Origin of the sequence: Neisseria sp. (genome assembly GCF_041804105.1) — a bacterium.
Lineage (GTDB): Bacteria > Pseudomonadota > Gammaproteobacteria > Burkholderiales > Neisseriaceae > Neisseria.
In genome coordinates, this window is record NZ_JBHCJY010000062.1 from 1 (window position 1) to 23,599 (window position 23,599).

A 23,599-nucleotide genomic window follows, 5' to 3' on the forward strand; every position below is an offset into this window, starting at 1 on the left:
TACGCCGTAACCGTACGAAACGATGTTTCCGCCCGCTACGGTGTCCGGTATGCCGAGATGTTCCGTGCGTCATGCGGAAAAATACGGGTGGCGGAAATGCGTGCGGCGGATGCCGTCTGAAAAACGGGAATGTTTTGTCGGGCGTGCGTACGGTTACGCCGCCTTTGAGCGGCTAACCGTACCTACGGCGGTGGATTTATATAACCGGTGTAACTCGTGTAGGTACGGTTAGGCGGTACGCCGTAACCGTACGAAACGATGTTTCCGCCCGCTACGGTGTCCGGTATGCCGAGATGTTCCGTACGCCATGCGGAAAAATACGGGTGGCGGAAAATGCGTGCGGCGGATGCCGTCTGAAAAACGGGAATGATTTTATGCTGTCGGGTGTGCGTACGGTTACGCCGCCTTTGGGCGGCTAACCGTACCTACGGCGGTGGTTTTTGATGGGGGATGCGATGCCTGATTACCGAAGGCTTTTCCGACCGGGCGGAACGTGGTTTTTTACGGTAAATCTGCTGAAGCGGACAAACAATGATTTGCTGGTTCGGGAAATCGATTTGCTGCGGGAATCTGTGCGTAAGGTAAAAAAACAATATCCGTTTGAAATCGTGGCTTGGTCGGTAATGCCGGAACATATGCATTGCATTTGGAAACTTCCTGACGGGGATACGGATTTTCCGTTGCGCTGGCGTTTGATTAAAAGCCATTTCAGCCGGAATCTGCCGAATACCGAATATCGTTCTCCGGCACGCAGGAAAGACGGCGCGCGGGGTATTTGGCAGCGGCATTATTGGGAACATCTGATTCGGGACGAAACGGATTTGCAGAGGCATATCGATTATGTCCATGTCAATCCGCTCAAGCATTGTTGGGTAAGACAGGTAAGGGATTGGCCGTATTCGACTTTTCATCTGTTTGTACAACGGGGGTTTTATCCGCCTGATTGGTGTGGGATGTTGGAAGACGGTGATTTCGGAGAATAATGCGTTGCTTCTGAAAATTCGGATGGTGCGTGGGTTTGTACGGTTACGCCGCCTTTGGGCGGCTAACCGTACCTACGGTTTCTGAGTTGTAATTTGATTTATAAAGGGAATGTTATGAAAAATTTGCGGGAAACAGGGTTTACGCTGGTGGAGCTGATTGTTGTCATCGCGATTATCGGCATTTTGGCTGCCGTGGCTTTGCCGTCTTATATGGGCTATGTGGAAAAAGCCGCCGACGGTGCGTGTTTGGCCGAAGCAAGGGCATACAGCGGAACGGTGCTGAATATTGTCAGCAATCCTGCGATGGATGGTTTTCCGATTCCCGCTCCCGAAAACAAAGCCTGCGAAACCACAACCGATGCTTCGCAATGGAAGAAATATACAAGCAAACTGAATGACATCGAAGCGACTGCCCGTAAACCGGGCGGGGCAAAAATCAAATGCGATTTTCAGGATAAAAAAGGCTGTTGGATTGTGAAGTAGCCAAGGCTTGAACCTTGAGCACCGATATTTTCTGTGCCCTAATTAGCTAATCTGGTTTAATAGAATAATGCTATGCAGGCGAATATACATGATGCGAAAACCAATCTGAGCCATCTGGCCAAATGTGCCTATGAGGGGCAGACCGTGATTATTGCGAAAGCGGGCAAGCCTTATGTCCAGCTTGTGCCGGTGGAAAAAAGCGAACGCAAGCCCGGGGCTTTGTTGGCAAAGCAGCCGGATTTGGCGTTTGCGGATAATGACTATTTGGGCGGGGATAAGGAAATCGAGGATTTGTTCGGGAGCAGTTTGTGAAACGGATTTTGGTGGATACGCATGTGTTGGTTTGGTGGCTGCTCGACCATCCGCGTTTGGGCAAAAAATCCAAATCTTTGCTGGCGAATCCGGCCAACGAGGTTTATGTGAGCGCGGCTTCGGTATGGGAAATCTCCATCAAGCGGGAAAAAGGGCTGCTTGATTTGCCGGAGGAGGTGTTTGAGGCCATTGACGAATCGGGATTTGTGCCGCTGCCCATCGGTCTGTTTCACGGGCAGCAGGCGGGAATGCTGCCGAAAATCCATGCAGATCCGTTTGACAGGATGCTGGTGGCTCAGGCTCAGGCGGAAGGGTTGGAGCTGATGACGGTGAATGCGGATATTTTCAAATACGGGATTCGTGTTTTGGATGCGGGGCGTTGAACCGGCTTCGGGCTGTAAGGCCGTCTGAAAAATATTGGGTTGTGTGCGGCGCGGCTGATTGATGTGTTTGATGATGTGTTGCCGCTCACAACCGTCATTCCCGTGCAGGCGGGAATAACGGTTCGGAACGGTATTGTGTGAATCAATGCTCTGTGCATGTACGGTAAACTGATTTTGTCGTTTCCCCAAATGGGAATAAAATGTTACTATTTCCAAACGGGGAATTTTATTTCGGACAATAATGAAAATTTTGGGTAAAAACAAGCTGGATACATTTGCCAAAAAACATGCAGACAGCCGTAAGGCTCTGGCGACATGGGTCGCGGATGTGGAGCGGGAAAATTGGCAGTCGCCGAACGACATCAAGGCGGTGTATCAAGCCGCCGATTTTCTTGCGGACAACCGTGTGATTTTCAATATACGGGGCAATCATTTCCGCTTGGTGGTAAAGGTCAGATACTGTAACGGTATTGTGCTTGTCGAATGGATAGGTACGCATGCCGAATATGATAAAAAGCAGTTTTAGGAGTGGATATGGACAGTGTGAAAATCATTAAAACTGCCGCCGACCATGAAGCGGCTTTGGCACGTATCGGCGAGTTGATGGATTTGAATCCTGCAATCGGCAGCGATGCGGCTTTGGAGTTGGATGCGTTGGCGGCATTGGTCGCCAATTACGAGCGGCAACAGCGTTTTTTTGAAATAACGGAACCTGTTACGCCGTTGGATATTATTTTGTTCCGTATGGAGCAGAACGGTTTGACGCAAAAAGACATGACGGCTTATTTGGGCAGTCCGTCGAAAGTATCGGAAGTTTTGAGCGGCAAGCGTCCGTTGAGCCTGACGATGATTCGGAAGCTGCACAAGGGGTTGAATATTCCCGCGGATTTGCTTTTGGGCGTGTAATGTCGGGATGGAAAAACGGAACGGCCTGTTAAGGGACAGGCCGTCTGAAAAAATATTTCTATACTGTTAACTGTTTTTTTTATTAAGAATAAAGGGATTATGCGTAATTTTGACTTTAAGGCCAAAGCCAAGGCGCTCGGTTGGCATGTGTTGTTGTCGCTGCTGATTTCTATGGCTCTGATGGCTTGGATGTATTTCTGCCTGTTTCCGTCGTTTTATTTCGGAATGAGCGGGGGCTGGCAGGGGCTGGGTTTGGTGTTCGGCATTGATTTGGTGCTGGGGCCGCTGCTGACTTTTCTGGTGTTTAATCCGAAGAAACCGCGTCGCGAGAAAATCGGTGATTTTGCGGTGATCGGTGCGGTTCAGTTGGCGGCGTTGGTGTACGGGATGTATATGGTGTATCAGGCGCATCCGAAGATGATTCTGTTTTATCCGAACAGTTACAGCGCTGTGGTGCCTTATCAGGAATGGGCGGAAAACGATGCGCTGCGCTCAATCGATACGGGCAATATGGTGCGGCTGGGGAATGTGCCTGTGGCGGTGCAGAGCCGCGGTGCGGACGGCAGCGTTTCGTTCGTTTCGCTGGCGCAGGCGGGTGATCAGGTGGCGGAAGCGGATGCTTCGAGCCGCAGAAACATCAAGGACGAAGACCGTTTGGTGTTGAACCAGTTGGAATTGCAGCACGGTAAGGTGTATGTGTTTTCGGTGGTGGGCAAATACCGCCGCGCGTTTATTGCGGTGGATAAGGGTTTCCGCGTGGTCGGCAGGTTTGGCGAAGCGGTGGTGAATATTTAAAAGCAGGCCGTCTGAACGGCAAATAATATAAAAATCAGGCTGTTTCAGCCAAGCTGTGCTTAAGTGGATGCGGTACTGCGAACAGCCGTTATTTCCGCGCAGACGGGAATCCATGTTTAATATTTGAGAAGTCTTTTTTGATTCATGCGTTTATGGGTGTTAACGACGGATTTCCCGCTTGCGGGAGTGTCGGTAACCTCGGCGCATTATCCAAACATAAATAAAAACCAAGGGAAAACGTTGTATGAATACAGATATTTTTGATGCTTTGGCAATTTTGAAAATCTTATCCGCACGGGCGGACAGCCCTGAAGCGGAATCGGTCAGGATTGGTCTGCTGCGTTCGCTGATGGGGTTGGAGCGGGTGCAGGTCTGATTTTTGCGGGATTTGCTGATACAACTCGGTGCAGATATGCCGTCATTCCCGCGCAGGCGGGAATCCAGACTTGCAATGATCAGTAACCGGATTTTCCAAGCGGGTTTTGAAGTTTAACCTTCTGGATTCCCGTCTGCGCAGGAATGACGGGTCATGTGTTTTTCAAGCGAATCCGTTTTACCAGTCCGTTTACCAAGCTAAATCTACGAGACTTCAAAACATTTTTAACCAAGTTGAAAGGCAATGGGGAAACCGTTGTTTTTCAGCCGAATACCGAAAAGGCCGTCTGAAAAAATTTTCAGACGGCCTTTTGCTGCGGTTCGGCGGGTTAAAGTTTAATCGACCAGAATTTCAAAACTCTTGTCGCGGAAACGGGTTTCCGGAACCTGTACGATTAGGGGATCGACTTCGCCGATGGCTTCCAAGTCTTTGCCCGGATAGTCGAGACGGTGCAGGAAGTAGCGGATGCAGTTGAGACGGGCGCGTTTTTTGTCGTCGGACTTGATGACCGTCCACGGTGCGTCGCCTGTGTGGGTGTGGAAGAACATGGCGTTTTTGGCTTCGGTGTAGTCGTCCCAGCGGTCGAGCGACTGGATGTCGACGGGGGAGAGTTTCCAGTGTTTGAGCGGGTCGTCGCGGCGGGAGATGAAGCGGCGGAGCTGCTCTTCGCGGGAAACGGAAAACCAGAATTTGAAGAGATGGATGCCGCTGGCAACGAGCATACGTTCAAGCTCGGGGGTTTGGCGCATGAACAGCAGGTATTCGCTCGGTTCGCAGAAACCCATCACGCGCTCGACACCGGCGCGGTTGTACCAAGAGCGGTCGAAAAACACCATTTCGCCTGCGGTGGGCAGGTTTTGGATGTAGCGTTGGAAATACCATTGGCCGCGTTCGGCAACGGAAGGTTTTTCCAGCGCGACCACGCGTGCGCCGCGCGGGTTGAGATGTTCCATAAAGCGTTTGATGGTACCGCCTTTGCCCGCCGCGTCGCGGCCTTCGAACAGGCTGACGATTTTCTGGCCGGAATCTTTCACCCAGCTCTGCACTTTCAGCAGCTCGATTTGCAGCTTGGCTTTTTCTTTTTCGTAAACGCTGCGGTTCATGCGCTGCCTGTAGGGATAGCTGGCGGGCAGGGGTGCGCTGCCCGAATCTTCGGCGCTGACGCGGCCTTTGTGTTCCAAGACGGCTTTTTCAAAGATGGCCAGTTCGTTTTCTTTTCCGCCTAAATCTACTTTTTCAAACGGGGTCAGTTGTTTGTCGGTCATGGATGCTCCTTGTGGAAAAGGGTTGGACGGAAGCCGTTTTCCGATACGGCTGGGCATGTCGGAAAATTTCGGCAGTCATAGGTAATCGTTTCGATATTATTTTACGCGTTGCTACAACAAACTACACGCTTTTTTTGCGGGTTATTCAGACGGCCTGCCAATCTGTTGCGCAAAAGCACTTGCTTCCGAACCGGGTCTGCAGTTTCGCTATATAATCGCCTGTTTTGCAGAAAGCGTTTTATTTTATGTGTTATTTCGCTTTTTTCGACGATGCCGTGTCCGGCGGTGCTGTGTTGTATTCCGGTTATGTCCGCAGCGATTTCCTGCTTGCAGACGGCCTTGATGCGCTCGACGGCCTGTTGCGGCGCGGTTGGGCGGAAGGACTGTATGCAGCGGTGTGGACGGATTACGGCTTCGGCCTGCCTTTGGTCAACCTGCCGCAGACTGAAACGGGGCATTTGGCGGTGCATTGGTTTGCGGACCGTGAAAATGTGGATGCCGAAAGCTGGCTGGCGCAGTATTCAGACGGCCTGCCGGCAGGCATCAGCCGCCCGGAATTTTCCGTGTCGGAAGAAGAATACATCAATGTCGTCAATGAGATACACGAAGCCATCCGGCGCGGCAATACCTACCAAACCAACTACACCGCCCGCCTGCATCTGACTGCTTACGGCAGCCCCGTGCAGCTCTACCGCCGGCTGCGCCAGCCTGTTCCTTATGCCGCGCTTGCCTGCCTGCCCGATGCGGCGGGTAAGGTGCGCTGGACATTGTGTTTTTCGCCCGAACTGTTTGTGCGGATAGGTTCGGACGGCCTGATGGTTACCGAACCGATGAAGGGTACGGCGCCGTTTCTGAACGACGGCGGCGATGCCGAACGCGCCTGCGCTTTACAAAACGACCCGAAAAACCGGTCCGAAAACGTGATGATTGCGGACTTGCTGCGCAACGATTTGGGCAAAATCGCCGAAACGGGCGGCGTGCGTGTGCCCGAGCCGTTTAAGGTAACGCGTTTCGGCAGCGTGTGGCAGATGACTTCCGCCGTTGAAGCGCGGGCGAAACGCGGCACAACGGCGGCGGATGTGTTCCGTGCCGCCTTTCCCTGCGGTTCGGTTACGGGCGCGCCCAAGCGGATGAGCATGAAGATAATCAATGACTTGGAAACCGAACCGCGCGGGCTGTATTGCGGCAGCATCGGATTTTTAAGGCCGTCTGAAAACGCATTGGGCTTTGAAGGCGTGTTGAACGTGGTCATCCGGACGCTGGTGTTGGAAGCAGACGAAGCCGAACCGGAAGGCGGCAAACATTGCGGCAGCGGAAATGGCGGACATTCAGACGGCCAAAATGCGGCAAACGCGTGCGAACCCGTCTCAAAACCTGTGGGCAAAGATGGAATATCTGTTTCCCGACAAACACTTCCGCATTCAGGCCGTGCGTTTCCCCGCCCCGCGGAAGGCAGGTGCGCCACACGGCAAACCGCGGCCGCAAAAACGCCCGGAAACCTGATTTACCGCGGCGTTTACGGCGTCGGTTCGGGCATCGTCATCGACAGCGACCCTCGCAGCGAATACGAAGAATGCGGCTGGAAAGCCCGCTTTCTCACCCGCCTGTCCCCCGAATTCGGCATCTTTGAAACCATGCGGGCGGAGCAGGGGGGCTGTGTGCTGTTCCACCGCCACGCAGGCCGTCTGAAAACCGCCGCCGCCGCGCTGAACCTGCCGTGGTCGGAAAATTTTCTCCAACAGATTCAAGACTATATTTCTGCTTTGCCGCAAGGCGCGTTCCGCATCAAAGCCCTGCTCGGTTCAGACGGCCTGTGCCTTTCTCATGCGGTTCTAACGCCGATGCCGTCTGAAAATGCCGTGGTTTTGTCCGATACCGTTCTGCCCAAGCGCGATTACCTGCGCCGTTTCAAAACCACCCGACGCGGAATATTCGACGCGGTTTGGCAGCAGGCCGAACGGCAGGGCGCGTTCGACGGCCTGTTGTTCGATTCAGACGGCCTGCTGCTGGAAGGCGGGCGAAGTAATGTTTTCATGAAAATCAACGGAGTATGGTGCACGCCGCCGCTGAAAGCCGATATTTTGAACGGCGTGATGCGGCAGGAAGTGATGGCGGAGCCGCAAAAATACTTGGGCACGGAACAGGTGTACGAGCGCGAAATCACGCGGGAAATGGTCGGAAACGCAGAAGAAATCCGCCTGAGCAACGCCTTGCGCGGCATATTCACGGTGCGGTTGAAATAGCGGGCAGGCCGTCTGAAAAATGTTTTCAGACGGCCTTGTTGTTGGCAGATTGTGGGGACAGGTAGGATTTCGGGAAACGGAAAACAGCCGTCATTCCTGTGTAGGCGGGAATCCAGTCCGTAGGTACGGTCAGCCGCCTGAAGCGGCGTAACCGTAAAAATGTGCCGTTTGCATTTTCAGACGGCCTGCCGTTGGCATGATTGTCGGGGCAGACGGGATTTGGGAAATGGAAACCGTCCGTCATTCCCGCGCAGGCGGGAATCCAGACGGTTCAGGAGCTGGAACGGTATTTCAGAGCAGAAACGGGATTTTCGGTGCGGGAGCGGAGTTTCAGTAGGAAAAGGGTTTTAATGCGAAAGTGGAAACTTTCAGTGGTTACCGAAATTCGACCGTCTGGATTCCCGCCTGCGCGGGAATGACGGGTTGGTGCGGTGGCTGTGGCAAGGTATAAAGGTTGGCGACGTTGTACGCGGTATATCCGCGGAACGACAGAAACAGGCAGGCCGTCTGAAACAAGTTTTCAGACGGCCTGCCTGTTTTTTCTGCCGTTATTGTGTGCGGTTACGGCGTGCGGCCTAACCGTATCTGCATTGGGTATGATTCCGTAGGTACGGTCAGCGACCGAAGCGGCGTAACCGTACAAATGTGATGTTTGCATTTTCAGACGGCCTGTTTCCCTGCCGCACGCCTTGCATACGGCTGCGCCATGCTGTTTTTATGTTTTCTGTACAAAATCATATGTCAATGCCAAAAAGTTTTAAATACCCATTCAAGGTTGATGTAAATCAATTTTTATTTTAAAAACTTAACTTCAAAAAAATGAACGAAATCGAAAAAAATCAGACAATCATTGGAAAGATTTAATCTGAATCCGATATTTTCGATTTAATTCACTTTTAATAGGAGAAGAATATGCAAAAATTTTGTTTCAATAACACCGAAATCCAAACCCTTTCTATGGATGATTTGAGTTTGGTTGCAGGCGAGTTTAATCGGGAGAATGGAGAGAGGCTGCTGCGGTTGGCGCAGTAATCGGATTAAGCGCAGGAGTGGCCGGACTGACAGGTGGTCCTGCGGCCGCGGCAGCAGCCGATGGTTTTGTCGGCGGCTTCGGTTCTACCGTCATCTCGGATGGTTGGGAGTAAAACCTACCCTGAAGCCTGATGTTAAAACCGGTCGGGTTGGTGTTTCGGCACCGGCCCGACACGGTTATTTAAGATTCACGGAATGAAATTATAGTGTTTATGCACAGCAAAGAAGGAAATATCATGAAATTTAATCTTTTTATATTGAATACGGCAGTTTTTGTTTTTGTTTCTACGCTTGTCGCTACGTATTTCCTAATATTTCATGATTTCATTCAGTCGCTGAAGGTAACGTCGATAGCCGTTTTAATATTTATACCTTTAAACATTGTATTGCAGAAAATTTTCAATAAAAATAAATTCAAATAGATTGTTGCATCCCGACCCTGAAGGCCGTCTGAAAACTTGTTTCAGACGGCCTGCCGCGCTTCTTCGCCGAATACCTGCGCCCACAGTTTGCGCACGCTGCGGTAGTAGGCCAGCAGTTCGTCGTCGACGTTGACTTTTTCGGCGTCGCGCAGTTTGGTGTTGTGTTGGTGCTGGCGGTAGAAGCGGTAGGCGGTGCGGCTTTGTCCGGCGAGGTAGCTGTCGATGAGGCCGCAGCCGGCGGCGATGCTGAGCAGGGCGATGTTGCCGTAGTTGTCGAGCAGTTGCGGGTGTTCGCCCGAGTGGGCGAGTATGAGGTATTGGACGATGAATTCGACATCGACTACGCCGCCGCGCGCGTATTTGACGTTGCTGTCGAGCGGGGGATGGGTGGGGAACATTTTTTCGCGCATGTCGGTAATGTCGCGGGCGAGCGCTGGGCGGTCGCGGGTTTGGGTGAGGATGTCGGTGCGGATGCGGTCGAAGGCCGTCTGAATCGGGTGGACGCCGTTTTGGTTGGGGAAACCGTGTTCGCGCAGGCAGGTGCCGCCGTCGGCCAGGCCGCAGATGAAGCGGGCGCGGGTGAGGGATTGGTGTTCCCATGTCCAGGCGTTTTCGTGCTGGTATTTTTGGAAGGCGGCGATGCTGTGGGCGAGGAAGCCGCTGTCGCCGTTGGGGCGCAGGCGCAGGTCGGTGTCGTAGAGCGTGCCTGCGCCGGTGGCGGCGGAGAGCCAGTTGTTGAGGCGGCGCACGAAGCGGGCGTAGATGTCGGGTGCGTCGGGGTGGGGGTCGTCGAACAGGAACACCAGGTCCAAATCGGATGCGTAGCCGAGTTCTTTGCCGCCGAGTTTGCCGTAGCCGATTACGGCGATGTTGGGCGAGTCGGTGTGTTTTTTGGGCATGTCGGCCCACACGCGCGGCATGGCGGCGGCAATCAGGGTGTCGGCGAGCGCGGAGAGTTGGTCGGAAAGGGCTTCCACCGTCCACAGCCCTTCCAAATCCTGCACGGCCAAACGGAATACCTGTGCGTGTTGGAAGTGGCGCAGTACGTCCATTTGCGCTTCGGTGTCGCCGCTGCACGCATCAAGGCCGTCTGAAAGTTCGGCGGCGAGTTTCGGCCAGTCGAATCCGGTGTCGAGCAGTTGCGTGCTGATGAGTTCGTCGAGCAGAATCGGGTAACGCGTGAGGTAGCCGGCGGCCCACGAGCTTTGGCTCATCACGGCGGCCAGCCGTTCGAGTGCGCGGGGGTGTTCGTTGAGAAAGGCGAGGTAGGCGGAGCGGCGGCTGATGTTTTCGAGAAAGTCGGTAAGCCGCATCAGCGTGGCGGTGGGGTTGGGCTGAGCGGCGGCGGCCTGCGCCAGCGCGGGCATCACGGCATCGAAGCGCGGCAGGGCGTGGGCGGAAAGGTGACGGTACTTGTGGCCGCTGCGGAGCCGGTCGAGCCGTGCGGCCACGGCGGCGGCATCGAAGCCGCGTGCGGCCAAACGGTCGAACCGCTCTTCGGCATCGCCGTTTTCCTGCCATATCCACGCCCATTCGCGGTTTTCAGACGGCCTGGCCGATTCTTCGGATTCGGCGAGCAGTTCGTTGAACAGTTTGTCGACTTTGCCGCGGTGGGCATTCAGGCCGTCTGAAAACGCGGCGTAGTCGCCAAAACCCATGCTTTCGGCCAAAAGCTGCCGCTGTTCGGGATTTTCGGGCAGGTTTTGCGTTTGCTGGTCGTCCCAATATTGCAGGCGGTGTTCGACATCGCGCAAAAAGCGGTAGGCGGCCAAAAGCGTGCGAACCGTTTCCGTGTCGAGAATGCCCGTTTCGCCGAGCTTGAGCAGCGTTTCCTGCGTACCCTTGAGTTGGAGCGCGCGGTTTTGCCCGCCGCGTATCATCTGGAAAATCTGCGCGATAAATTCCACCTCGCGGATGCCGCCCGCGCCCAGTTTGATGTTGTCGGCCATGCCTTTGCGCCCCATTTCCGCGCGGATTTGGCCGTGCAGCCGCCGCATCGCCTCATATGCGCCGAAATCGAGGTATTTGCGGAACACAAACGGCCGCACCAACGCGGTAATGTCGTTTTCAGACGGCGTAACCACCCGTCCTTTGCACCACGCATAACGTTCCCACTCGCGCCCGTGTTGCACCAGATACTGTTCCAGCGCGGTTTCGCTCAGCACCAGCGCGCCCGAGTCGCCGTCGGGCCGCAACCGCATATCGACACGGAACACCTGCCCGTCGGCCGTGATGTCGTTCAGCAGCGCAATCAGCTTCTGCCCCACCTTGGTGAAAAACTCCTGATTGCTGCGTTCGCGCCGTCCGTCGGTTTCCCCCGCTTCGCCATAGACGAAAATCAAATCCAAATCCGACGACACGTTCAGCTCGTATCCGCCCGCCTTGCCCATCGCCACCACGCTCAAATGCTGCGGCGCGCGCGTGTACCTGCCCAACGGCGTGCCGTACATGCCGCGGTAATACGCATCGGCAAACGCAAGCGCGGTGTTGACGGCGAAATCGGCAAACAGCGTAATCGTGCGCGTTACTTCGGCCAAATCGCTGATGCGGTTGATGTCGCGCACGATAATCTGCGCCACCACATAGCGGCGCAGCAGCCGCAACTGCCGCGCCAGCTCGTCTTCGTTTTCGTCGGCCAGGATGGTTTCCCAATCGGCAAAGGCTTGGAAATCGGCCGTTTCCAGCTTTTTCTCCAGCATCGGACGGAAAATTTCAGGCTTCAGGTTGCCGTTGTCGAGATGGCGGGCAAGGTACAGGGAGTGGCGGCGGGCGGTATCGATAAGGGTTTGCATGGCGGATGGGATTTCGGGAAAAGATATGGGTTCGGAAAACCCGAACCTGCAATATACGTTTTATAACGGACAAACTTAATGAAGACTTTCCCTATCATAACAACGGCAAAGGCCGTCTGAAAAGTACCGTAGGTACGGTTAGCCGCCCCAAGCGGCGTAACCGTACGCACTCCGCCGTATCAACGGTGTTGTCTGAACATTTCGGAACATTGCGTACGGTTTCGCCCCGAAAAGCACGGGGCTAACCGTACCTGCGAATCATCATAACAACGGCAAAGGCCGTCTGAAAAATTTTCAGACGGCCTTTATGTTTATGCGGCGGAAATCATGCAGGCGGTACGGCCTGCCGCACGGACAAACCGTTAAAACCCTGCCTGCTGCTCCAAGGCTTCCACCAGTTTTTCGTCCAACTGCAAAGCCTGCGAAAGCTGCGACAGAAACACGATTTCCTTGCGGCCCAAATCGGCGCACACCATACGCGCGGCCAAATAGGCTTCGGCGGCGAGAGCCTGATTGCCGCCGACTTCGCGGGCAATGTCGGCGGGCGTGGCGGGCGATGCCATTTCCGCCTGAATCCAGCGGGCGGTTTCCGCGTCTTCGCCGCTTTCGCCCTGAATGACGGCGCGTTCCGCCTCGTCAATCAGGCCGTCTGAAGCGGCGGCGGCAATCATCGTGCGCAGCACCACGCGGCCGGTATTGTCGGCAAGCTGGCCCTGCGGCTGGAACGCGCTTTGGTCGGGCAGGGGCTGGCCGTTTTGGTTTTCGCGGTATTTCTGGTAGGCGTGGTAGGCCAGCGCACCGAGTGCGGCCATCGAACCTGCCGTGGCGATTTTCTTGGTGTTTTTGTTTTTGAACAATGCGGCGGCCAGCCCCGCGGCAGCCGCGCCGCCGCCGATTTTGGAGAGCATGCCGCTGTTGATGCCGCTGCCTTTGCCGCTTTTCTGTTGAACGGCGCCGAGTACCTGGTTTAAAAGATTGCCGAAGTTCATGCGATTTTCCTTGTTGTGTGGTTGGGAACGGATTTGCAGATGGGTGCGGATTCGCAGATTCGCAAGTGAAGAGAGCGTTAGGGTTTGTGAGCGGGGTTTAAAATTAAGCGGGGGTCGGGTATGGTCGGTGTCGTTACCGAACGGCTGAATCATTAGAAGCAGACATGGCGAAAACCGCAGGCCGTCTGAAAAGCAAGATACCCGACATTAGCGCCATCCTGTGACGGATAATGTTAACCGCCTGTTGTACCGCAGGCCGTCTGAAAGATTTTCAGACGGCCTGTGTTTCTGACCGGCCGTTTTGCGCTGCGTGTAGGTTGGGTGCGGCAACGTTTGTCACCGTCATTCCCGCGCAGGCGGGAATCCGGACCCGAACGTTCGGAACCCGATATTTTTTCAGCCAATGCAGAAATTCCAACTTTCCGGATTCCCGCCTGAGGGAATGACGGCATCGGTCGTTATCGCATTATTCAAACTCAACGGCCTGATTACTTTAGCAACCGTTTGAACCGGATAACGCCGTCTGAAAAACGGTAGGCCGTCAATCGTCGGATCGAGCGGCCGTTGCGTACCTTGTTCGAGAAGGCAGTTGGGTTCGGGAAGACAGTTGCGTTTCGGGAAAGAGGTTGGCGGATGGTTATCGGATGCTGTGATTTTTCGTTGCGGGCGGCGGCAGTGATGTTCGGACAAACAGTCCATTCGGCGCGGGGCAGGGCGGGATTTCAGACGGCCTTGTATGGTCGGCCGTCCATCCGTTTCCGGCGCGGTTTTTGAAAGTTTGCCTACAAACGGTTGTCCAAACGATACCGAACTGCCCGCCATCCGTTTTCAGACGGCCTTATCCGCCAGCGCCACCCGCAGCAGGCCGTCTGAAATCGCGGCGGAACGGATAACGTGCCCTTCGAGATGGGGTTTGAATTCGCCGAACACGTCCAGATGGAGCGAGATTTGCCGTGCGGCGGTGTCGAGCGTGATTTTTTTGGTGCGTATCGGGCCGAACAGTTTTTCCGCGCTGTGGGCGGCCAGCCGTCCGAGTGCACCCGTCCGGTAGTCGAACACCAGCGCGGTGTCGGTGTGCCCCACCAAGGCCAGTTCGATGTCGAGCAGCAGGTGCAGCCGCACGGTGTCGGGCGCGGTTTGGCGGATGCGGATGCGGCGGCCGGTTTGCGCGGCCGCCATGTTTTCAATCTCGGGCAAACTTTTTCGGATTTCCATTATCTGATAACCTGTCAGTCTTTCGGCCAAAGGCCGTCTGAAATGCCGCTGCACGGCAAAACGGAGCGCATCCGCAGCGGTTTGCGGAATGGTTTTCAGACGGCCCGAACGCCGTCATTAGGCAAAAAGGAACACACCACATGAACTTCTCCTCATTCGGTCGGAAATTCACCGGCGGCAGCGGCATTCTGCAACTGATGGACGATTTGGGCAAGGCGCTGTCGGAAGGCAAACCCGTCAACATGCTCGGCGGCGGCAATCCGGCGCGCATTGCCGAAGTCAACGCCGTTTACCGCGAAATCCTGCAAAAGCTGGCCGACAATCCCGACGGCATCGAGAGCATAGGCAATTACTCCACGCCGCAGGGCGACGCAAAATTCATCGGCGCGCTGGCGGATTTCTTCAACCGCGAATACGGCTGGGGCATCACCGCCGACAACATCGCGCTGACCAACGGTTCGCAAAACGCATTTTTCTATCTTTTCAACCTGTTCGGCGGCCGCTTCGATTCAGACGGCCAGTCCGTCGACAAAACCATCCTGCTGCCGCTCGCGCCCGAATATGTCGGCTATGCCGATGCGCACGTCGAAGGACGGCATTTTACCGCCGTGCCGCCGCAGATTGTCGATGCCGAACACAACGGCGAAGGCGGTTTCTTCAAATACCGCGTCGATTTCGATGCGCTCGAACACCTGCCCGAGGTCAAAGCAGGGCGCATCGGCGCCATCTGCTGTTCGCGTCCGACCAACCCCACCGGCAACGTGCTCGCCGACGGCGAAATGGCCAAACTCGACGCGCTCGCCCGAACGCTCGGCGTGCCGCTGATTATCGACAACGCCTACGGCATGCCTTTCCCCGACATCATTTACAGCGACGTTACCCTCACTTGGAACAGCAACACCATCCTCTGTTTCAGCCTGTCCAAAGTCGGCCTGCCGGGCGTGCGTACCGGTATCATTGTTGCCGCACCCGAAGTCGTCCGGGCCGTAAGCTGCCTGAATGCCGTCGTCAACCTCGCGCCCACCCGCTTCGGTGCCGCCGTCGCCACCCCGCTGATTGCAGACGGCCGTCTGAAAACCCTGTCGCACGACGTTATCCGTCCGTTTTACCGCAAACAGGCCAACTTCGCCGTATCGCTGCTGAAACAGGAATTCGCAGGCTGTCCCGTCAAAATCCACAAACCCGAAGGCGCGATTTTCCTGTGGGTATGGTTCGACGGCCTGCCCGTCCCCGCACAGGAACTCTACCGACGCCTGAAAAACCGCGGCACGCTGGTCATCCCCGGCGAACACTTCTTCGTGGGCATGGACACCGCAGGCTACCGTCACGCGCAAGAGTGCATCCGCATCAGCATCGCACAGGAAGAAGACGTGCTGCGCAAAGGCATCGCCGCCATCGGCGCGGAAGTGCGCGCACTGTATGGGCAGGCGCGGCGGTAAGCCGTCAAAACAAAGGCCGTCTGAAAAATTTTCAGACGGCCTGAATTGTTTATTGTTTCGGGTTCAACGGTTTACACCGAGATTCCGTTCAGCGCACTTCCGCGCTTTTTTCTTTGTGTTTCAAAACCGCGCGGTCGAGTTTGTCCATCAATACGTCCACAGCGGCATACATGTCGGCTTCGACGGCTTCGACGTGCAGATCCTTGCCCGCCAGATGTACGGTGGCTTCTGCTTTGTGTTCGACTTTTTCTACCGAAAGGGTGATGGTGGTGCTGATGACGTTGGCGGCATGGCGGTTGATGCGCTCGAGTTTGTGTTCGACATGGTTTTTGATGGCTTCGGTGATGTCGAAGTTCAGACCGGTGATTTTGAGATTCATGATGTTGCTCCTTCGGTTGGTTTGCCCGCGGTGCGGGCGGGAAATTGTCGGACGCTGCGGTATTCTGTTCCGGCGGTTTTCAGACGGCGTGTCCGCTGTCAAACCTTGCGGCGGTGCGCGGGCGGGATGTCGAGCATTTCGCGGTATTTGGCCACGGTACGCCGTGCGATTTCGACCCCCTGCTGTTTGAGCAGTGCGCACAGGGCTTCGTCGGAATGGGGTTTGGCGGGGTTTTCGTTTTCGATGAGCTGCGCCACCATCGCTTTGACCGCGCTCTGGCTGACGCCTTCGTTGTCGCTGTCGTTCTGCACTGCCTGACTGAAGAAATAGCGTAACGCAAATACACCGCGCGGGCAAGCCAGATATTTATGGTTGACGGCACGCGAAACGGTGCTTTCGGCTACGTCCAATTCGGCGGCGGCTTCTTTGATGAGCATGGGGGTCAGGCCGATTTCGCCGAAGATGAAAAAGTCTTCCTGGCGTTGGACGATGTATTCGGCAAGGCGGATAACGGTGTTTTTGCGCAGTTCGAGGCTATCGATTTTCTGGCGGGCTTCGCTGAGCTTTTCTTTCCAGACGGGATCGGCTTCGCCGCTGTCTTTGAGCAGTTCGCAGAATTCGCTGTTGAGCTGGACTTTCGGCCAGGCGGCTTCGTTGCCGACCACCTGCCAGCCGTTTTTGGTTTCTTTTATCCACACGTCGGGCTGGACGTAGGATGTCGGTTCGGCGGATGCGAAGCCGTAGGCGGGGTAAGGGTTGAGCGCAGCAATCATGTCCAAGGCCGTCTGAATGGTGGCGGCATCGGTGTCGGGGAAGAGTTTGCGGTAGCGGGTGATGTTGTGGCGGCTGCTTTTGGCCAAATCGTCGATGGAATGGCGCACGATTTTGGCGGCGGTCTGCCGTGCGGGGGAGGCGGGCAGGCGCATCAGTTGCAGTATCAGCGATTCGGTCAGGTCTTTGGCGGCCACGCCGGCGGGGTCGAAGGTTTGCAGGCAGTCGAGCGCTTCCTGCATGTCGTCTTCGTCGAGCATCCACTCGAGCGGGGTGTTGTCGATAACGTCGGACAGGCTGTCGGTCAGATAGCCTTGGTCGTTGAGAAAATCGATCAGGATGTGGACGCGGGCGGCCTGGGACTCTGTGAGCGGGTGTTCGCACACCTGCTTGTGCAGGTAGGCGTTGAAATCCTCTTCTTCGGCAATGGTTGCCCACACGTCTTCGGCTTCGTCGCCGCCCATGTTTTTCGGCGCGGCTGCGGAAGTGTTGAAATCGAAGTCGGCGAACTCGTCGGCTTCGGGTTTTTCGAGCAGTGGGTTTTCTTCCAGCCAGTCTTCGACTTCGCGTTCGAGTTCCTGGCCGGACATCTGCAACACGCGCAGCGACTGCTGGAGCCGCTGGTTGAGCTGCTGGGTCTGCTTGAGGTTGAGTGAGTAATTCTGGCTCATTTTCGGTTTTGACGACGCAATGTTGTTGTCGGTATGGGTATTGTTGTTCTTAGGCCGTCTGAAAACTTTGCAGTTGCAGCGGCTTTTTTATTTTGTTTTTTTCAGACGGCCTTGACTTGGAATTGAAGACAATCTGAGCGGGGCGGCTGTCAAGCCGCAGACGGAGTTACGCTATTGCATTCCGCTGTATTTCAGGCAGGCTGGGCGGCACAAGTCCGGTTTGCCGGAACGGTAACACTGCCTTTGCCGAGCGAAAATACGGACTACGGTTTACCTGTTCCAACGGTTTTCAGACGGCCTCAATAATCGAAATTTTCGCCCAGATAAACCGCGCGCACCTGTTCGTTATTGACCAGTTCTTCGGGATGTCCCGATGCGAGTACGGTGCCGTCTGAAATGATGTAGGCGCGGTCGCAGATGCGCAGGGTTTCGCGCACGTTGTGGTCGGTAATCAACACGCCGATGCCGCGCTGCTTCAGGAAATCGATGATTTTCTGGATGTCGATGACGGCAATCGGGTCAACGCCGGCAAAAGGTTCATCAAGCAGGATGAAGCGCGGCTTCATCGCCAATACGCGGGCGATTTCGACGCGTCGGCGTTCGCCGCCCGAAAGCGCAGGCGCGGGGCTGTTGCGCAGGTGGCCGATGTTGAGGTCGGCCAGCAGCTTCTCCAAATCGGCATCGATGGTGTTTTTGTCGGCGGCGCTGATTTCGAGAATGGCGCGGATGTTCTGCTCCACCGTCATTTTGCGGAAAATCGACGCTTCCTGCGGCAGGTAGCCCACGCCCAAACGCGCGCGCTCGTGGATAGGCAGGTGACGCAATTCGCGCCCGTCGAGCGTTACGCTGCCCGCGTCGGCGGCAATCAGGCCGACAATCATGTAAAAGCTCGTGGTTTTGCCCGCGCCGTTGGGCCCCAGCAGGCCGATGACTTCGCCGCTTTCGATTTCCAGCGTGAAGTTTTTGACGACTTGGCGTTTTTTAAACGTTTTCTGCAGGTTTTGCGCCACAAGGCGGCTGCGGGTGTCGGTCATGTTTTGGCTCTTTTGTGATGGTTACTATTGTAATCGTGTTACAGGCCGTCTGAAAACTTTTGTAAGCGGATTTTTTCAGACGGCCTGCCAAAGGTGTGGGCGTTTTGTTACGGTTTGTAAAGGAAAAGCCGCTTATTTTTTCCTGCCGCTCGTGCTTGAGGGTTGGATGACCACGCTGACGCGGCCGGATTTGGTACTGCTGGCTTTCCCGCCCGAGGCTTTGCTGCCGAGAATGGTGTACACCTCGGTTTTGGTGTTGTAGGTAATCACCGAACCCTGCGCCACGTCGCCGCCGCGCATTACTTTGGCGTTGCCGGTCAGCGTTACCACGCTGCTGGCGGATGTGTAATCCACTTTGTTGGCCTGTCCGTGCACCGTGCCTTTGTTGCCGTCGAGCGTTTGGCTGAATTTCACGGGGCTGCCGCTGGCGGTCATAAACTGCTGGCCTTTGTCGTTGCGCGATACTTTTACGCTGCCTGCGCGGATGTTGATGGATCCCTGCTTGATGATGACGTTGCCGCTGAACGTGGTAACTTGGTTCGCCTGGTCGAGCGAGCCTTGGTCGGCCTCGATTTGGATGGGCTGCCGGCTGTCGCTCTCGAGCGCAAAGGCAGGGGCTGCCGCACACAGGGCAGCCAGTACGAATATCGGTGTGTTAAAGGTTTTTCGGGTCATAAATAATGGCTTTCACACGTGAGGGCAGGTTGAGAAACCCTTTTTCATAGTCATAAGTCAGGCCGTTCGACGTGCCGTGCGAATCGCCGTAGCGGTAATCGACGGGCGCGTCGGTTTTGGCGGTGCGGGTTTGGGTGTCGACGGTCAGGCGGCTGGTTTTGACCACGCCTGCGGGCCTGCCGGCATCGGCTTCTTTGGTCAGCACCACGTCATTATCAAACGCCACCTGTTTGCTTTCGGTGTCGTACACCGCATCTTTGCTGGCCACTTTATACAGCAGGCGGCCGTTTTCATAGAGCGTAAAGTCGGGACGCTCGAAATGAACGCCGTTTTTTTTCGGATACTGAACCGCACGCTGCGCATCCAGATTTTCTTTCAGACGGCCCTGTTCGTCGAAACGGCGGCCGTTGATGCCGCTCATGCTGTACTGCGGCTCGTTCGGATTGAGTGCCGCTTCCTCGATGTCGATTTGGCTGATGCGTCCGAGCCAGGCCGTCAGACCACCGAGCGCGGCTGCGAGTATCAGCGGAAAAGCAATGCCGTATTGCCAGCGGATTTTCATTCGATGTACCCGTTCAAAGCAGATTCCAGATTTCCCTGCGCCTGCATAATCAGGTCGCAGACTTCGCGCACCGCACCCGCACCGCCGCGGTGGCGGGTAACGTAAGCCGCGTGCCGCAGCGCAAACCAATGCGCATCGGGCACGGCCACCGGCAGGCCGCAGCGCACCATCACCGGCAAATCGACCACATCGTCGCCCACAAACGCACACTCCTGTTCGGCCACGCCCGCTTTTTCGCGCAAATCCGCGTAAGCCGCACGCTTGTCGTGGATGCCTTTGTAGTAAAACGAAATGCCGAGCTGCCGCACGCGCACACCCACCGAAGGCGCATCGCGGCCGGTAATAACCGCCGTCCGGACGCCGCTGGCCTGCAGCATTTTCAAACCGTGGCCGTCGAGCGTGTGGAACGACTTGATTTCTTCTCCGTCGTCGCGGATGAAAATGCGTCCGTCGGTCAGCACGCCGTCCACATCAAGAATCAACAGCTTGATTTTTTCCGCACGGGCGCGGATGTCGGGGGACAATTCGAACATGGTTTCAATGCTTTCGGGAAGTTGCGGCAAAAATTTCAGACGGCCTTGATATGCGGATTTTAGCACAAGGGAAATTAAAGGCCGTCTGAAAGTGTAAAAGGGCGGGCAGTCCGCTTTCAGACGGCCTTTGCCGCGTACCTGCCCGCCACAGCGCAACAAATACGCAACAGCTCCCATGCCGGCGGAATGTAAAAATCCGCCGCGCCCCGTTCACGCACACAGGCCGCCGCCCGCAAATCTGCACGGCAACCGCCTGCCCGCTTGAATTTCCCCGCCGCGCCCCAACTTGCCTAAGCAACACGTTTGCGCGACAATCCGCGCAGGCCGAACGCACATAAGGAATCACATCATGTCAGACGAAAACCCCATCATCTTTACCGAAAGCTGCTGCACCAAAGTGGCCGACCTGATTGCCGAAGAAAACAACCCCGAGCTGATGCTGCGCGTGTTTGTCAACGGCGGCGGCTGTTCCGGCTTCCAATACGGCTTCACTTTCGACGAAATCAAAAACGACGACGATTTCGAAATCCAGAAAAACGGACTGACCTTCCTGGTCGATCCCATGAGCTACCAATATCTCGTCGGCGCCGAAATCGACTACACCGAAAGCCTGCAGGGTTCGCAGTTCGTCATCCGCAACCCCAACGCGGAAACCACCTGCGGCTGCGGTTCTTCGTTTTCCGTATAAACAAAACCGCTGCATTTTGCATAAAACAGGCCGTCTGTTCTTTCAGACGGCCTTTCGGCATCAAAATCTTTCAAACCGCAAACAAGTACCCTATAATAATAAATACCAGTCATAACTGTTTTCCGGTAAACCGGCTTTGTCTAAAATACCCATCCTCCACCCGCCGGAAAACAGAACCAAGGCAGACAGCATCATCTTCTGCTGCCGCAAGGCCGAAACGGAACCGCAATGAACACACAACAAAAACTTTACGACGTTTATGTTTCCTATCCGCCGGGAGTCGACCAAGAGCGGATTAACGCCTGTCTTTACGACAATCTGCCGGAAAACGAAGCCGCCGACCTGATTCAGGCGCTGTCCGAACGTCCTCAGGCCATCATCGCCGAAAACTGCACTCAGGGCGAGCGCGAAAACGCCCAGCAGTATTTCAACTATCTCGGTTTGGACGTGGTGGTGCGACAGTCTCTCGAGCTGCAACACGTCGAAAACAACGACGACGAAAACGCATTGCCCGAAGTGCGTCAATGCCCCGTCTGCAAAACCATCGCAGCCGATCCCGAAGCAACAGAGTGTATCCTCTGCCATCTGAATTTCGCTTCGGCAACCGATGCCGTGATTCAGCGCAAACGCATCGAATGGGAAGAAAAGCTGGTTTTCGAACACAAAAAGCAAACCGAAATCGCCCACAAGCTCGAACTTGAACGCCAAGAAGAAGAAAAACGCCTGCGCAAGCAGGTTCGTCAGGAACTCGAAGAAAAACTGCGCGCCGAACTGGGTACGGAATTCGCCGTCGTCAACAATGCCATGCGCCGCCGCAATTTTCTCGTCGGCGTTGCCGTGGCATTCGGCGCCGTCGTTCTCGTTGCCGCAGGCTATTTGGCCGCGAAATATCTCTAAAGCCAAAACCCGCAATAAAAGCCGTCTGAAAACTTTTTCAGACGGCTTTTAACCTTAACGCGGCACAAGGCCGTCTGAATTTCAAACCGTTTCGCGTTATAATCCAACCATACCGTCAGACAATATCGATACAGGACATCATGGCAGTCATCATCAAAACCCCCGAAGAAATCGAAAAAATGCGCGAACTCGGCCGTTTGGTTGCCGAAGCGCTCGACTACATCGGCCAATTCATCAAGCCCGGCATCACCACCAACGAAATCGACAAGCTCGTTTACAACTACCACACCGAAATACAGGGCGGCTATCCCGCGCCGCTCAACTACGGCAATCCGCCCTACCCCAAATCCTGCTGCACTTCCGTCAACCACGTCATCTGCCACGGTATCCCCGACGACAAGCCCCTGAAAAACGGCGACATCGTCAACATCGATTTAACCATCAAAAAAGACGGCTTTCACGGCGATTCCAGCCGCATGTTTGCCGTCGGCACCATCAGCCCGCAGGCCAAACGCCTGATTGACATCACCCACCAATCCATGATGGCCGGCATCGCCGCCGTCAAACCCGGTGCCACACTCGGCGACATCGGCTACGCCTGTCAACAAGTTGCCGAAAACGCAGGTTATTCTGTCGTACAGGAATTCTGCGGCCACGGCATCGGCCGCGGCTTCCACGAAGAACCGCAAATCCTGCATTACGGCCGCAAAGGCCAAGGCATGGTACTCGAGCCGGGCATGATTTTCACCATCGAACCGATGATTAACCAAGGCAAACGCCACCTGCGCATTTTGGCCGACGGCTGGACAGTGGTAACCAAAGACCGCTCGCTTTCCGCCCAATGGGAGCACGAAGTTTTGGTTACCGAAACCGGCTGCGAAATCCTGACCATCAGCCCCGCAAGCGGAAAACCATGATTTTTAAATGTTTATTTATGTAAAATATGCTTAACAATTAAATCTTGACATGATTATATCTTATTGAATTTTCAGAATTAATTTTTCTGAAAAAATCATCATCGCGATGATATAGTAATTTACAAACGCACAAACCAAACTTATTTCAAATATGATGTCTAACATTCATAACTTAAAAACGGAATAGAGCTTATGCTTTAGTCCGGAAAAATCATCATCCTGCAGACAGACCATAAATTCAGTAGAAGGAAATTACATGAAATCGTTTGAGAAAATCGAAAACATCCGCGACATCCGCAAAAAACTCGGCATGAACCAAATGGACTTTTGGAGCCGCATCGGCGTTACCCAATCCGGCGGCTCCCGCTACGAATCAGGCCGCAACATGCCCAAACCCGTGCGCGAACTTTTGCGTCTGGTACACATCGAACACGTTGATTTAGCTAAAGTAAACCGCGACGACTTGGCGATTGCCTCCCTATTGAAAAACCGCGATCCCGAGCTTTACGCATCCCTGAAAAAAGAAGCCAAATCCGATGCAAAAAACAAATAACCTTCTGCATCCACATCCACACTGCCCGTTTCCCCCAACGGGCAGTTTTCTTTTGGCCTGCAACTTTTCAGACGGCCTTCAAAATCGAAACCATGTTTCAAACACTGCTACCCCACACAGGCCGTCTGAAAAATTGAAAAACAGGCTTAATGGACATTTGGGTTGGTATTTCGAGAACTTAGCTTCTAATGGATATTTGGGTTGGTTTTCCAACTCTTTTTATCATTCAAATGCCAAAGAAATTGTCTATAAACAATCGGTTAGTCTCTTCATTCATGCCTGCA

Annotated in this window: 25 protein-coding genes; 15 read left to right on the forward strand and 10 right to left on the reverse strand. The window is 54.8% G+C overall.

What is annotated here, in order from left to right; translation table 11 throughout:
* The first annotated feature begins 455 nt into the window (after window positions 1–455).
* The 8 genes from ACEYDX_RS06075 to ACEYDX_RS06110 all read left to right on the forward strand — a co-directional run bounded on the left by ACEYDX_RS06075 (window position 456) and on the right by ACEYDX_RS06110 (window position 4,238).
* A complete protein-coding gene (locus ACEYDX_RS06075; protein WP_373741134.1) occupies window positions 456–983 on the forward strand; it encodes a transposase in 528 nt (175 codons plus the stop codon).
* Between the two features lie 114 nt (window positions 984–1,097).
* Window positions 1,098–1,466 (forward strand): type IV pilin protein, encoded by a 369-nt coding sequence (locus ACEYDX_RS06080; RefSeq protein ID WP_373741135.1) that lies wholly within the window; start codon window positions 1,098–1,100, stop codon window positions 1,464–1,466.
* 72 nt (window positions 1,467–1,538) lie between these two features.
* Window positions 1,539–1,778, forward strand: coding sequence for a type II toxin-antitoxin system Phd/YefM family antitoxin (locus ACEYDX_RS06085; RefSeq protein ID WP_373741136.1), 240 nt, complete (start codon window positions 1,539–1,541; stop codon window positions 1,776–1,778).
* Window positions 1,775–2,161, forward strand: coding sequence for a type II toxin-antitoxin system VapC family toxin (locus tag ACEYDX_RS06090; RefSeq protein WP_373741137.1), 387 nt, complete (start codon window positions 1,775–1,777; stop codon window positions 2,159–2,161). Before ACEYDX_RS06085 ends, ACEYDX_RS06090 begins: the two co-directional genes overlap by 4 nt.
* Before the next feature lie 241 nt (window positions 2,162–2,402).
* Window positions 2,403–2,687: a type II toxin-antitoxin system HigB family toxin gene (locus ACEYDX_RS06095; protein ID WP_373741138.1), complete on the forward strand. Its 285-nt coding sequence runs from the start codon at window positions 2,403–2,405 to the stop codon at window positions 2,685–2,687.
* Window positions 2,688–2,695: 8 nt separating this feature from the next.
* A complete protein-coding gene (locus ACEYDX_RS06100) occupies window positions 2,696–3,067 on the forward strand; it encodes a type II toxin-antitoxin system HigA family antitoxin (RefSeq protein WP_373741139.1) in 372 nt (123 codons plus the stop codon).
* A gap of 99 nt (window positions 3,068–3,166) precedes the next feature.
* Window positions 3,167–3,862 (forward strand): hypothetical protein, encoded by a 696-nt coding sequence (locus tag ACEYDX_RS06105; protein ID WP_373741140.1) that lies wholly within the window; start codon window positions 3,167–3,169, stop codon window positions 3,860–3,862.
* Between the two features lie 244 nt (window positions 3,863–4,106).
* The gene (locus ACEYDX_RS06110; RefSeq protein ID WP_373741141.1) at window positions 4,107–4,238 is read left to right on the forward strand and encodes a hypothetical protein; all 132 of its coding nucleotides are present in this window, start codon (window positions 4,107–4,109) and stop codon (window positions 4,236–4,238) included.
* A gap of 335 nt (window positions 4,239–4,573) precedes the next feature.
* On the opposite strand, the gene ppk2 is transcribed toward ACEYDX_RS06110, so the two are convergent.
* Window positions 4,574–5,503, reverse strand: a complete 930-nt coding sequence (gene ppk2, locus ACEYDX_RS06115) for a polyphosphate kinase 2 (RefSeq protein ID WP_373741142.1) — start codon at window positions 5,501–5,503, stop codon at window positions 4,574–4,576.
* 245 nt (window positions 5,504–5,748) lie between these two features.
* Between ppk2 and ACEYDX_RS06120 the strand changes: the two genes are divergently transcribed.
* A complete protein-coding gene (locus ACEYDX_RS06120; protein WP_373741143.1) occupies window positions 5,749–7,746 on the forward strand; it encodes a chorismate-binding protein in 1,998 nt (665 codons plus the stop codon).
* 1,495 nt (window positions 7,747–9,241) lie between these two features.
* Here ACEYDX_RS06120 and glnE read toward each other — a convergent pair.
* From glnE to ACEYDX_RS06135, 3 genes are all read right to left on the reverse strand, one after another.
* Window positions 9,242–11,992 carry a bifunctional [glutamate--ammonia ligase]-adenylyl-L-tyrosine phosphorylase/[glutamate--ammonia-ligase] adenylyltransferase gene (gene glnE / locus ACEYDX_RS06125; protein ID WP_373741144.1) on the reverse strand — a complete coding sequence of 917 codons (2,751 nt, stop codon included), beginning with the start codon at window positions 11,990–11,992 and terminating at the stop codon, window positions 9,242–9,244.
* A 362-nt stretch (window positions 11,993–12,354) separates the two neighbouring features.
* Window positions 12,355–12,981 (reverse strand): tellurite resistance TerB family protein, encoded by a 627-nt coding sequence (locus ACEYDX_RS06130; RefSeq protein WP_373741145.1) that lies wholly within the window; start codon window positions 12,979–12,981, stop codon window positions 12,355–12,357.
* An 828-nt stretch (window positions 12,982–13,809) separates the two neighbouring features.
* Entirely contained in the window at window positions 13,810–14,196 is a 387-nt protein-coding gene (locus ACEYDX_RS06135) for a hypothetical protein (RefSeq protein ID WP_373741146.1), read from the reverse strand.
* Window positions 14,197–14,336: 140 nt separating this feature from the next.
* Here ACEYDX_RS06135 and ACEYDX_RS06140 point away from each other — a divergent pair, with 140 nt between their 5' ends.
* Window positions 14,337–15,635: a valine--pyruvate transaminase gene (locus ACEYDX_RS06140; RefSeq protein ID WP_373741147.1), complete on the forward strand. Its 1,299-nt coding sequence runs from the start codon at window positions 14,337–14,339 to the stop codon at window positions 15,633–15,635.
* A gap of 88 nt (window positions 15,636–15,723) precedes the next feature.
* Here the strand turns inward: ACEYDX_RS06140 and hpf are convergent, their stop codons facing one another.
* From hpf to kdsC, 6 genes are all read right to left on the reverse strand, one after another.
* Window positions 15,724–16,014 (reverse strand): ribosome hibernation-promoting factor, HPF/YfiA family, encoded by a 291-nt coding sequence (gene hpf, locus ACEYDX_RS06145; protein ID WP_373741148.1) that lies wholly within the window; start codon window positions 16,012–16,014, stop codon window positions 15,724–15,726.
* A gap of 98 nt (window positions 16,015–16,112) precedes the next feature.
* Window positions 16,113–17,456 (reverse strand): RNA polymerase factor sigma-54, encoded by a 1,344-nt coding sequence (rpoN, locus tag ACEYDX_RS06150; RefSeq protein ID WP_373741149.1) that lies wholly within the window; start codon window positions 17,454–17,456, stop codon window positions 16,113–16,115.
* Between the two features lie 299 nt (window positions 17,457–17,755).
* Window positions 17,756–18,490 (reverse strand): LPS export ABC transporter ATP-binding protein, encoded by a 735-nt coding sequence (gene lptB / locus ACEYDX_RS06155; protein WP_373741150.1) that lies wholly within the window; start codon window positions 18,488–18,490, stop codon window positions 17,756–17,758.
* 132 nt (window positions 18,491–18,622) lie between these two features.
* The gene (lptA, locus tag ACEYDX_RS06160) at window positions 18,623–19,165 is read right to left on the reverse strand and encodes a lipopolysaccharide transport periplasmic protein LptA (RefSeq protein WP_373741151.1); all 543 of its coding nucleotides are present in this window, start codon (window positions 19,163–19,165) and stop codon (window positions 18,623–18,625) included.
* Complete coding sequence (gene lptC, locus ACEYDX_RS06165) at window positions 19,146–19,727, reverse strand: LPS export ABC transporter periplasmic protein LptC (protein WP_373741152.1); 582 nt, start codon at window positions 19,725–19,727, stop codon at window positions 19,146–19,148. The genes lptA and lptC overlap by 20 nt, the downstream gene beginning before the upstream one ends.
* Window positions 19,724–20,260: a 3-deoxy-manno-octulosonate-8-phosphatase KdsC gene (kdsC, locus tag ACEYDX_RS06170; RefSeq protein WP_373741153.1), complete on the reverse strand. Its 537-nt coding sequence runs from the start codon at window positions 20,258–20,260 to the stop codon at window positions 19,724–19,726. Before kdsC ends, lptC begins: the two co-directional genes overlap by 4 nt.
* Before the next feature lie 349 nt (window positions 20,261–20,609).
* On the opposite strand from kdsC, the gene erpA reads away from it, so the two are divergent.
* From erpA to ACEYDX_RS06195, 5 genes are all read left to right on the forward strand, one after another.
* On the forward strand, window positions 20,610–20,948 hold the full coding sequence (gene erpA, locus ACEYDX_RS06175) for an iron-sulfur cluster insertion protein ErpA (RefSeq protein WP_373741154.1): 339 nt from the start codon (window positions 20,610–20,612) through the stop codon (window positions 20,946–20,948).
* Between the two features lie 228 nt (window positions 20,949–21,176).
* Entirely contained in the window at window positions 21,177–21,845 is a 669-nt protein-coding gene (locus ACEYDX_RS06180; protein ID WP_373741155.1) for a hypothetical protein, read from the forward strand.
* Window positions 21,846–21,982: 137 nt separating this feature from the next.
* Entirely contained in the window at window positions 21,983–22,762 is a 780-nt protein-coding gene (map, locus tag ACEYDX_RS06185; RefSeq protein ID WP_373741158.1) for a type I methionyl aminopeptidase, read from the forward strand.
* Window positions 22,763–23,018: 256 nt separating this feature from the next.
* Window positions 23,019–23,315 (forward strand): helix-turn-helix domain-containing protein, encoded by a 297-nt coding sequence (locus ACEYDX_RS06190; RefSeq protein WP_373741156.1) that lies wholly within the window; start codon window positions 23,019–23,021, stop codon window positions 23,313–23,315.
* Window positions 23,299–23,599: hypothetical protein (locus tag ACEYDX_RS06195; RefSeq protein ID WP_373741157.1), on the forward strand; the 301-nt coding region annotated here is incomplete at its 3' end. The genes ACEYDX_RS06190 and ACEYDX_RS06195, both read left to right, overlap by 17 nt.

What these genes read in the sequence shown, in the direction of transcription:
- ACEYDX_RS06075 (WP_373741134.1), top strand. Translation starts at nt 456, where the DNA reads ATGCCTGATTACCGAAGGCTTTTCCGACCGGGCGGAACGTGGTTTTTT.
- lptC (WP_373741152.1), bottom strand. Translation starts at nt 19,727, where the DNA reads ATGAAAATCCGCTGGCAATACGGCATTGCTTTTCCGCTGATACTCGCA.
- erpA (WP_373741154.1), top strand. Translation starts at nt 20,610, where the DNA reads ATGTCAGACGAAAACCCCATCATCTTTACCGAAAGCTGCTGCACCAAA.
- rpoN (WP_373741149.1), bottom strand. Translation starts at nt 17,456, where the DNA reads ATGAGCCAGAATTACTCACTCAACCTCAAGCAGACCCAGCAGCTCAAC.
- ACEYDX_RS06180 (WP_373741155.1), top strand. Translation starts at nt 21,177, where the DNA reads ATGAACACACAACAAAAACTTTACGACGTTTATGTTTCCTATCCGCCG.
- ACEYDX_RS06095 (WP_373741138.1), top strand. Translation starts at nt 2,403, where the DNA reads ATGAAAATTTTGGGTAAAAACAAGCTGGATACATTTGCCAAAAAACAT.
- ACEYDX_RS06110 (WP_373741141.1), top strand. Translation starts at nt 4,107, where the DNA reads ATGAATACAGATATTTTTGATGCTTTGGCAATTTTGAAAATCTTATCC.
- ACEYDX_RS06120 (WP_373741143.1), top strand. Translation starts at nt 5,749, where the DNA reads ATGTGTTATTTCGCTTTTTTCGACGATGCCGTGTCCGGCGGTGCTGTG.
- glnE (WP_373741144.1), bottom strand. Translation starts at nt 11,992, where the DNA reads ATGCAAACCCTTATCGATACCGCCCGCCGCCACTCCCTGTACCTTGCC.
- lptA (WP_373741151.1), bottom strand. Translation starts at nt 19,165, where the DNA reads ATGACCCGAAAAACCTTTAACACACCGATATTCGTACTGGCTGCCCTG.
- ACEYDX_RS06105 (WP_373741140.1), top strand. Translation starts at nt 3,167, where the DNA reads ATGCGTAATTTTGACTTTAAGGCCAAAGCCAAGGCGCTCGGTTGGCAT.
- lptB (WP_373741150.1), bottom strand. Translation starts at nt 18,490, where the DNA reads ATGACCGACACCCGCAGCCGCCTTGTGGCGCAAAACCTGCAGAAAACG.
- hpf (WP_373741148.1), bottom strand. Translation starts at nt 16,014, where the DNA reads ATGAATCTCAAAATCACCGGTCTGAACTTCGACATCACCGAAGCCATC.
- ACEYDX_RS06085 (WP_373741136.1), top strand. Translation starts at nt 1,539, where the DNA reads ATGCAGGCGAATATACATGATGCGAAAACCAATCTGAGCCATCTGGCC.
- ACEYDX_RS06190 (WP_373741156.1), top strand. Translation starts at nt 23,019, where the DNA reads ATGAAATCGTTTGAGAAAATCGAAAACATCCGCGACATCCGCAAAAAA.
- ppk2 (WP_373741142.1), bottom strand. Translation starts at nt 5,503, where the DNA reads ATGACCGACAAACAACTGACCCCGTTTGAAAAAGTAGATTTAGGCGGA.
- ACEYDX_RS06130 (WP_373741145.1), bottom strand. Translation starts at nt 12,981, where the DNA reads ATGAACTTCGGCAATCTTTTAAACCAGGTACTCGGCGCCGTTCAACAG.
- ACEYDX_RS06135 (WP_373741146.1), bottom strand. Translation starts at nt 14,196, where the DNA reads ATGGAAATCCGAAAAAGTTTGCCCGAGATTGAAAACATGGCGGCCGCG.
- ACEYDX_RS06100 (WP_373741139.1), top strand. Translation starts at nt 2,696, where the DNA reads ATGGACAGTGTGAAAATCATTAAAACTGCCGCCGACCATGAAGCGGCT.
- ACEYDX_RS06080 (WP_373741135.1), top strand. Translation starts at nt 1,098, where the DNA reads ATGAAAAATTTGCGGGAAACAGGGTTTACGCTGGTGGAGCTGATTGTT.
- ACEYDX_RS06140 (WP_373741147.1), top strand. Translation starts at nt 14,337, where the DNA reads ATGAACTTCTCCTCATTCGGTCGGAAATTCACCGGCGGCAGCGGCATT.
- kdsC (WP_373741153.1), bottom strand. Translation starts at nt 20,260, where the DNA reads ATGTTCGAATTGTCCCCCGACATCCGCGCCCGTGCGGAAAAAATCAAG.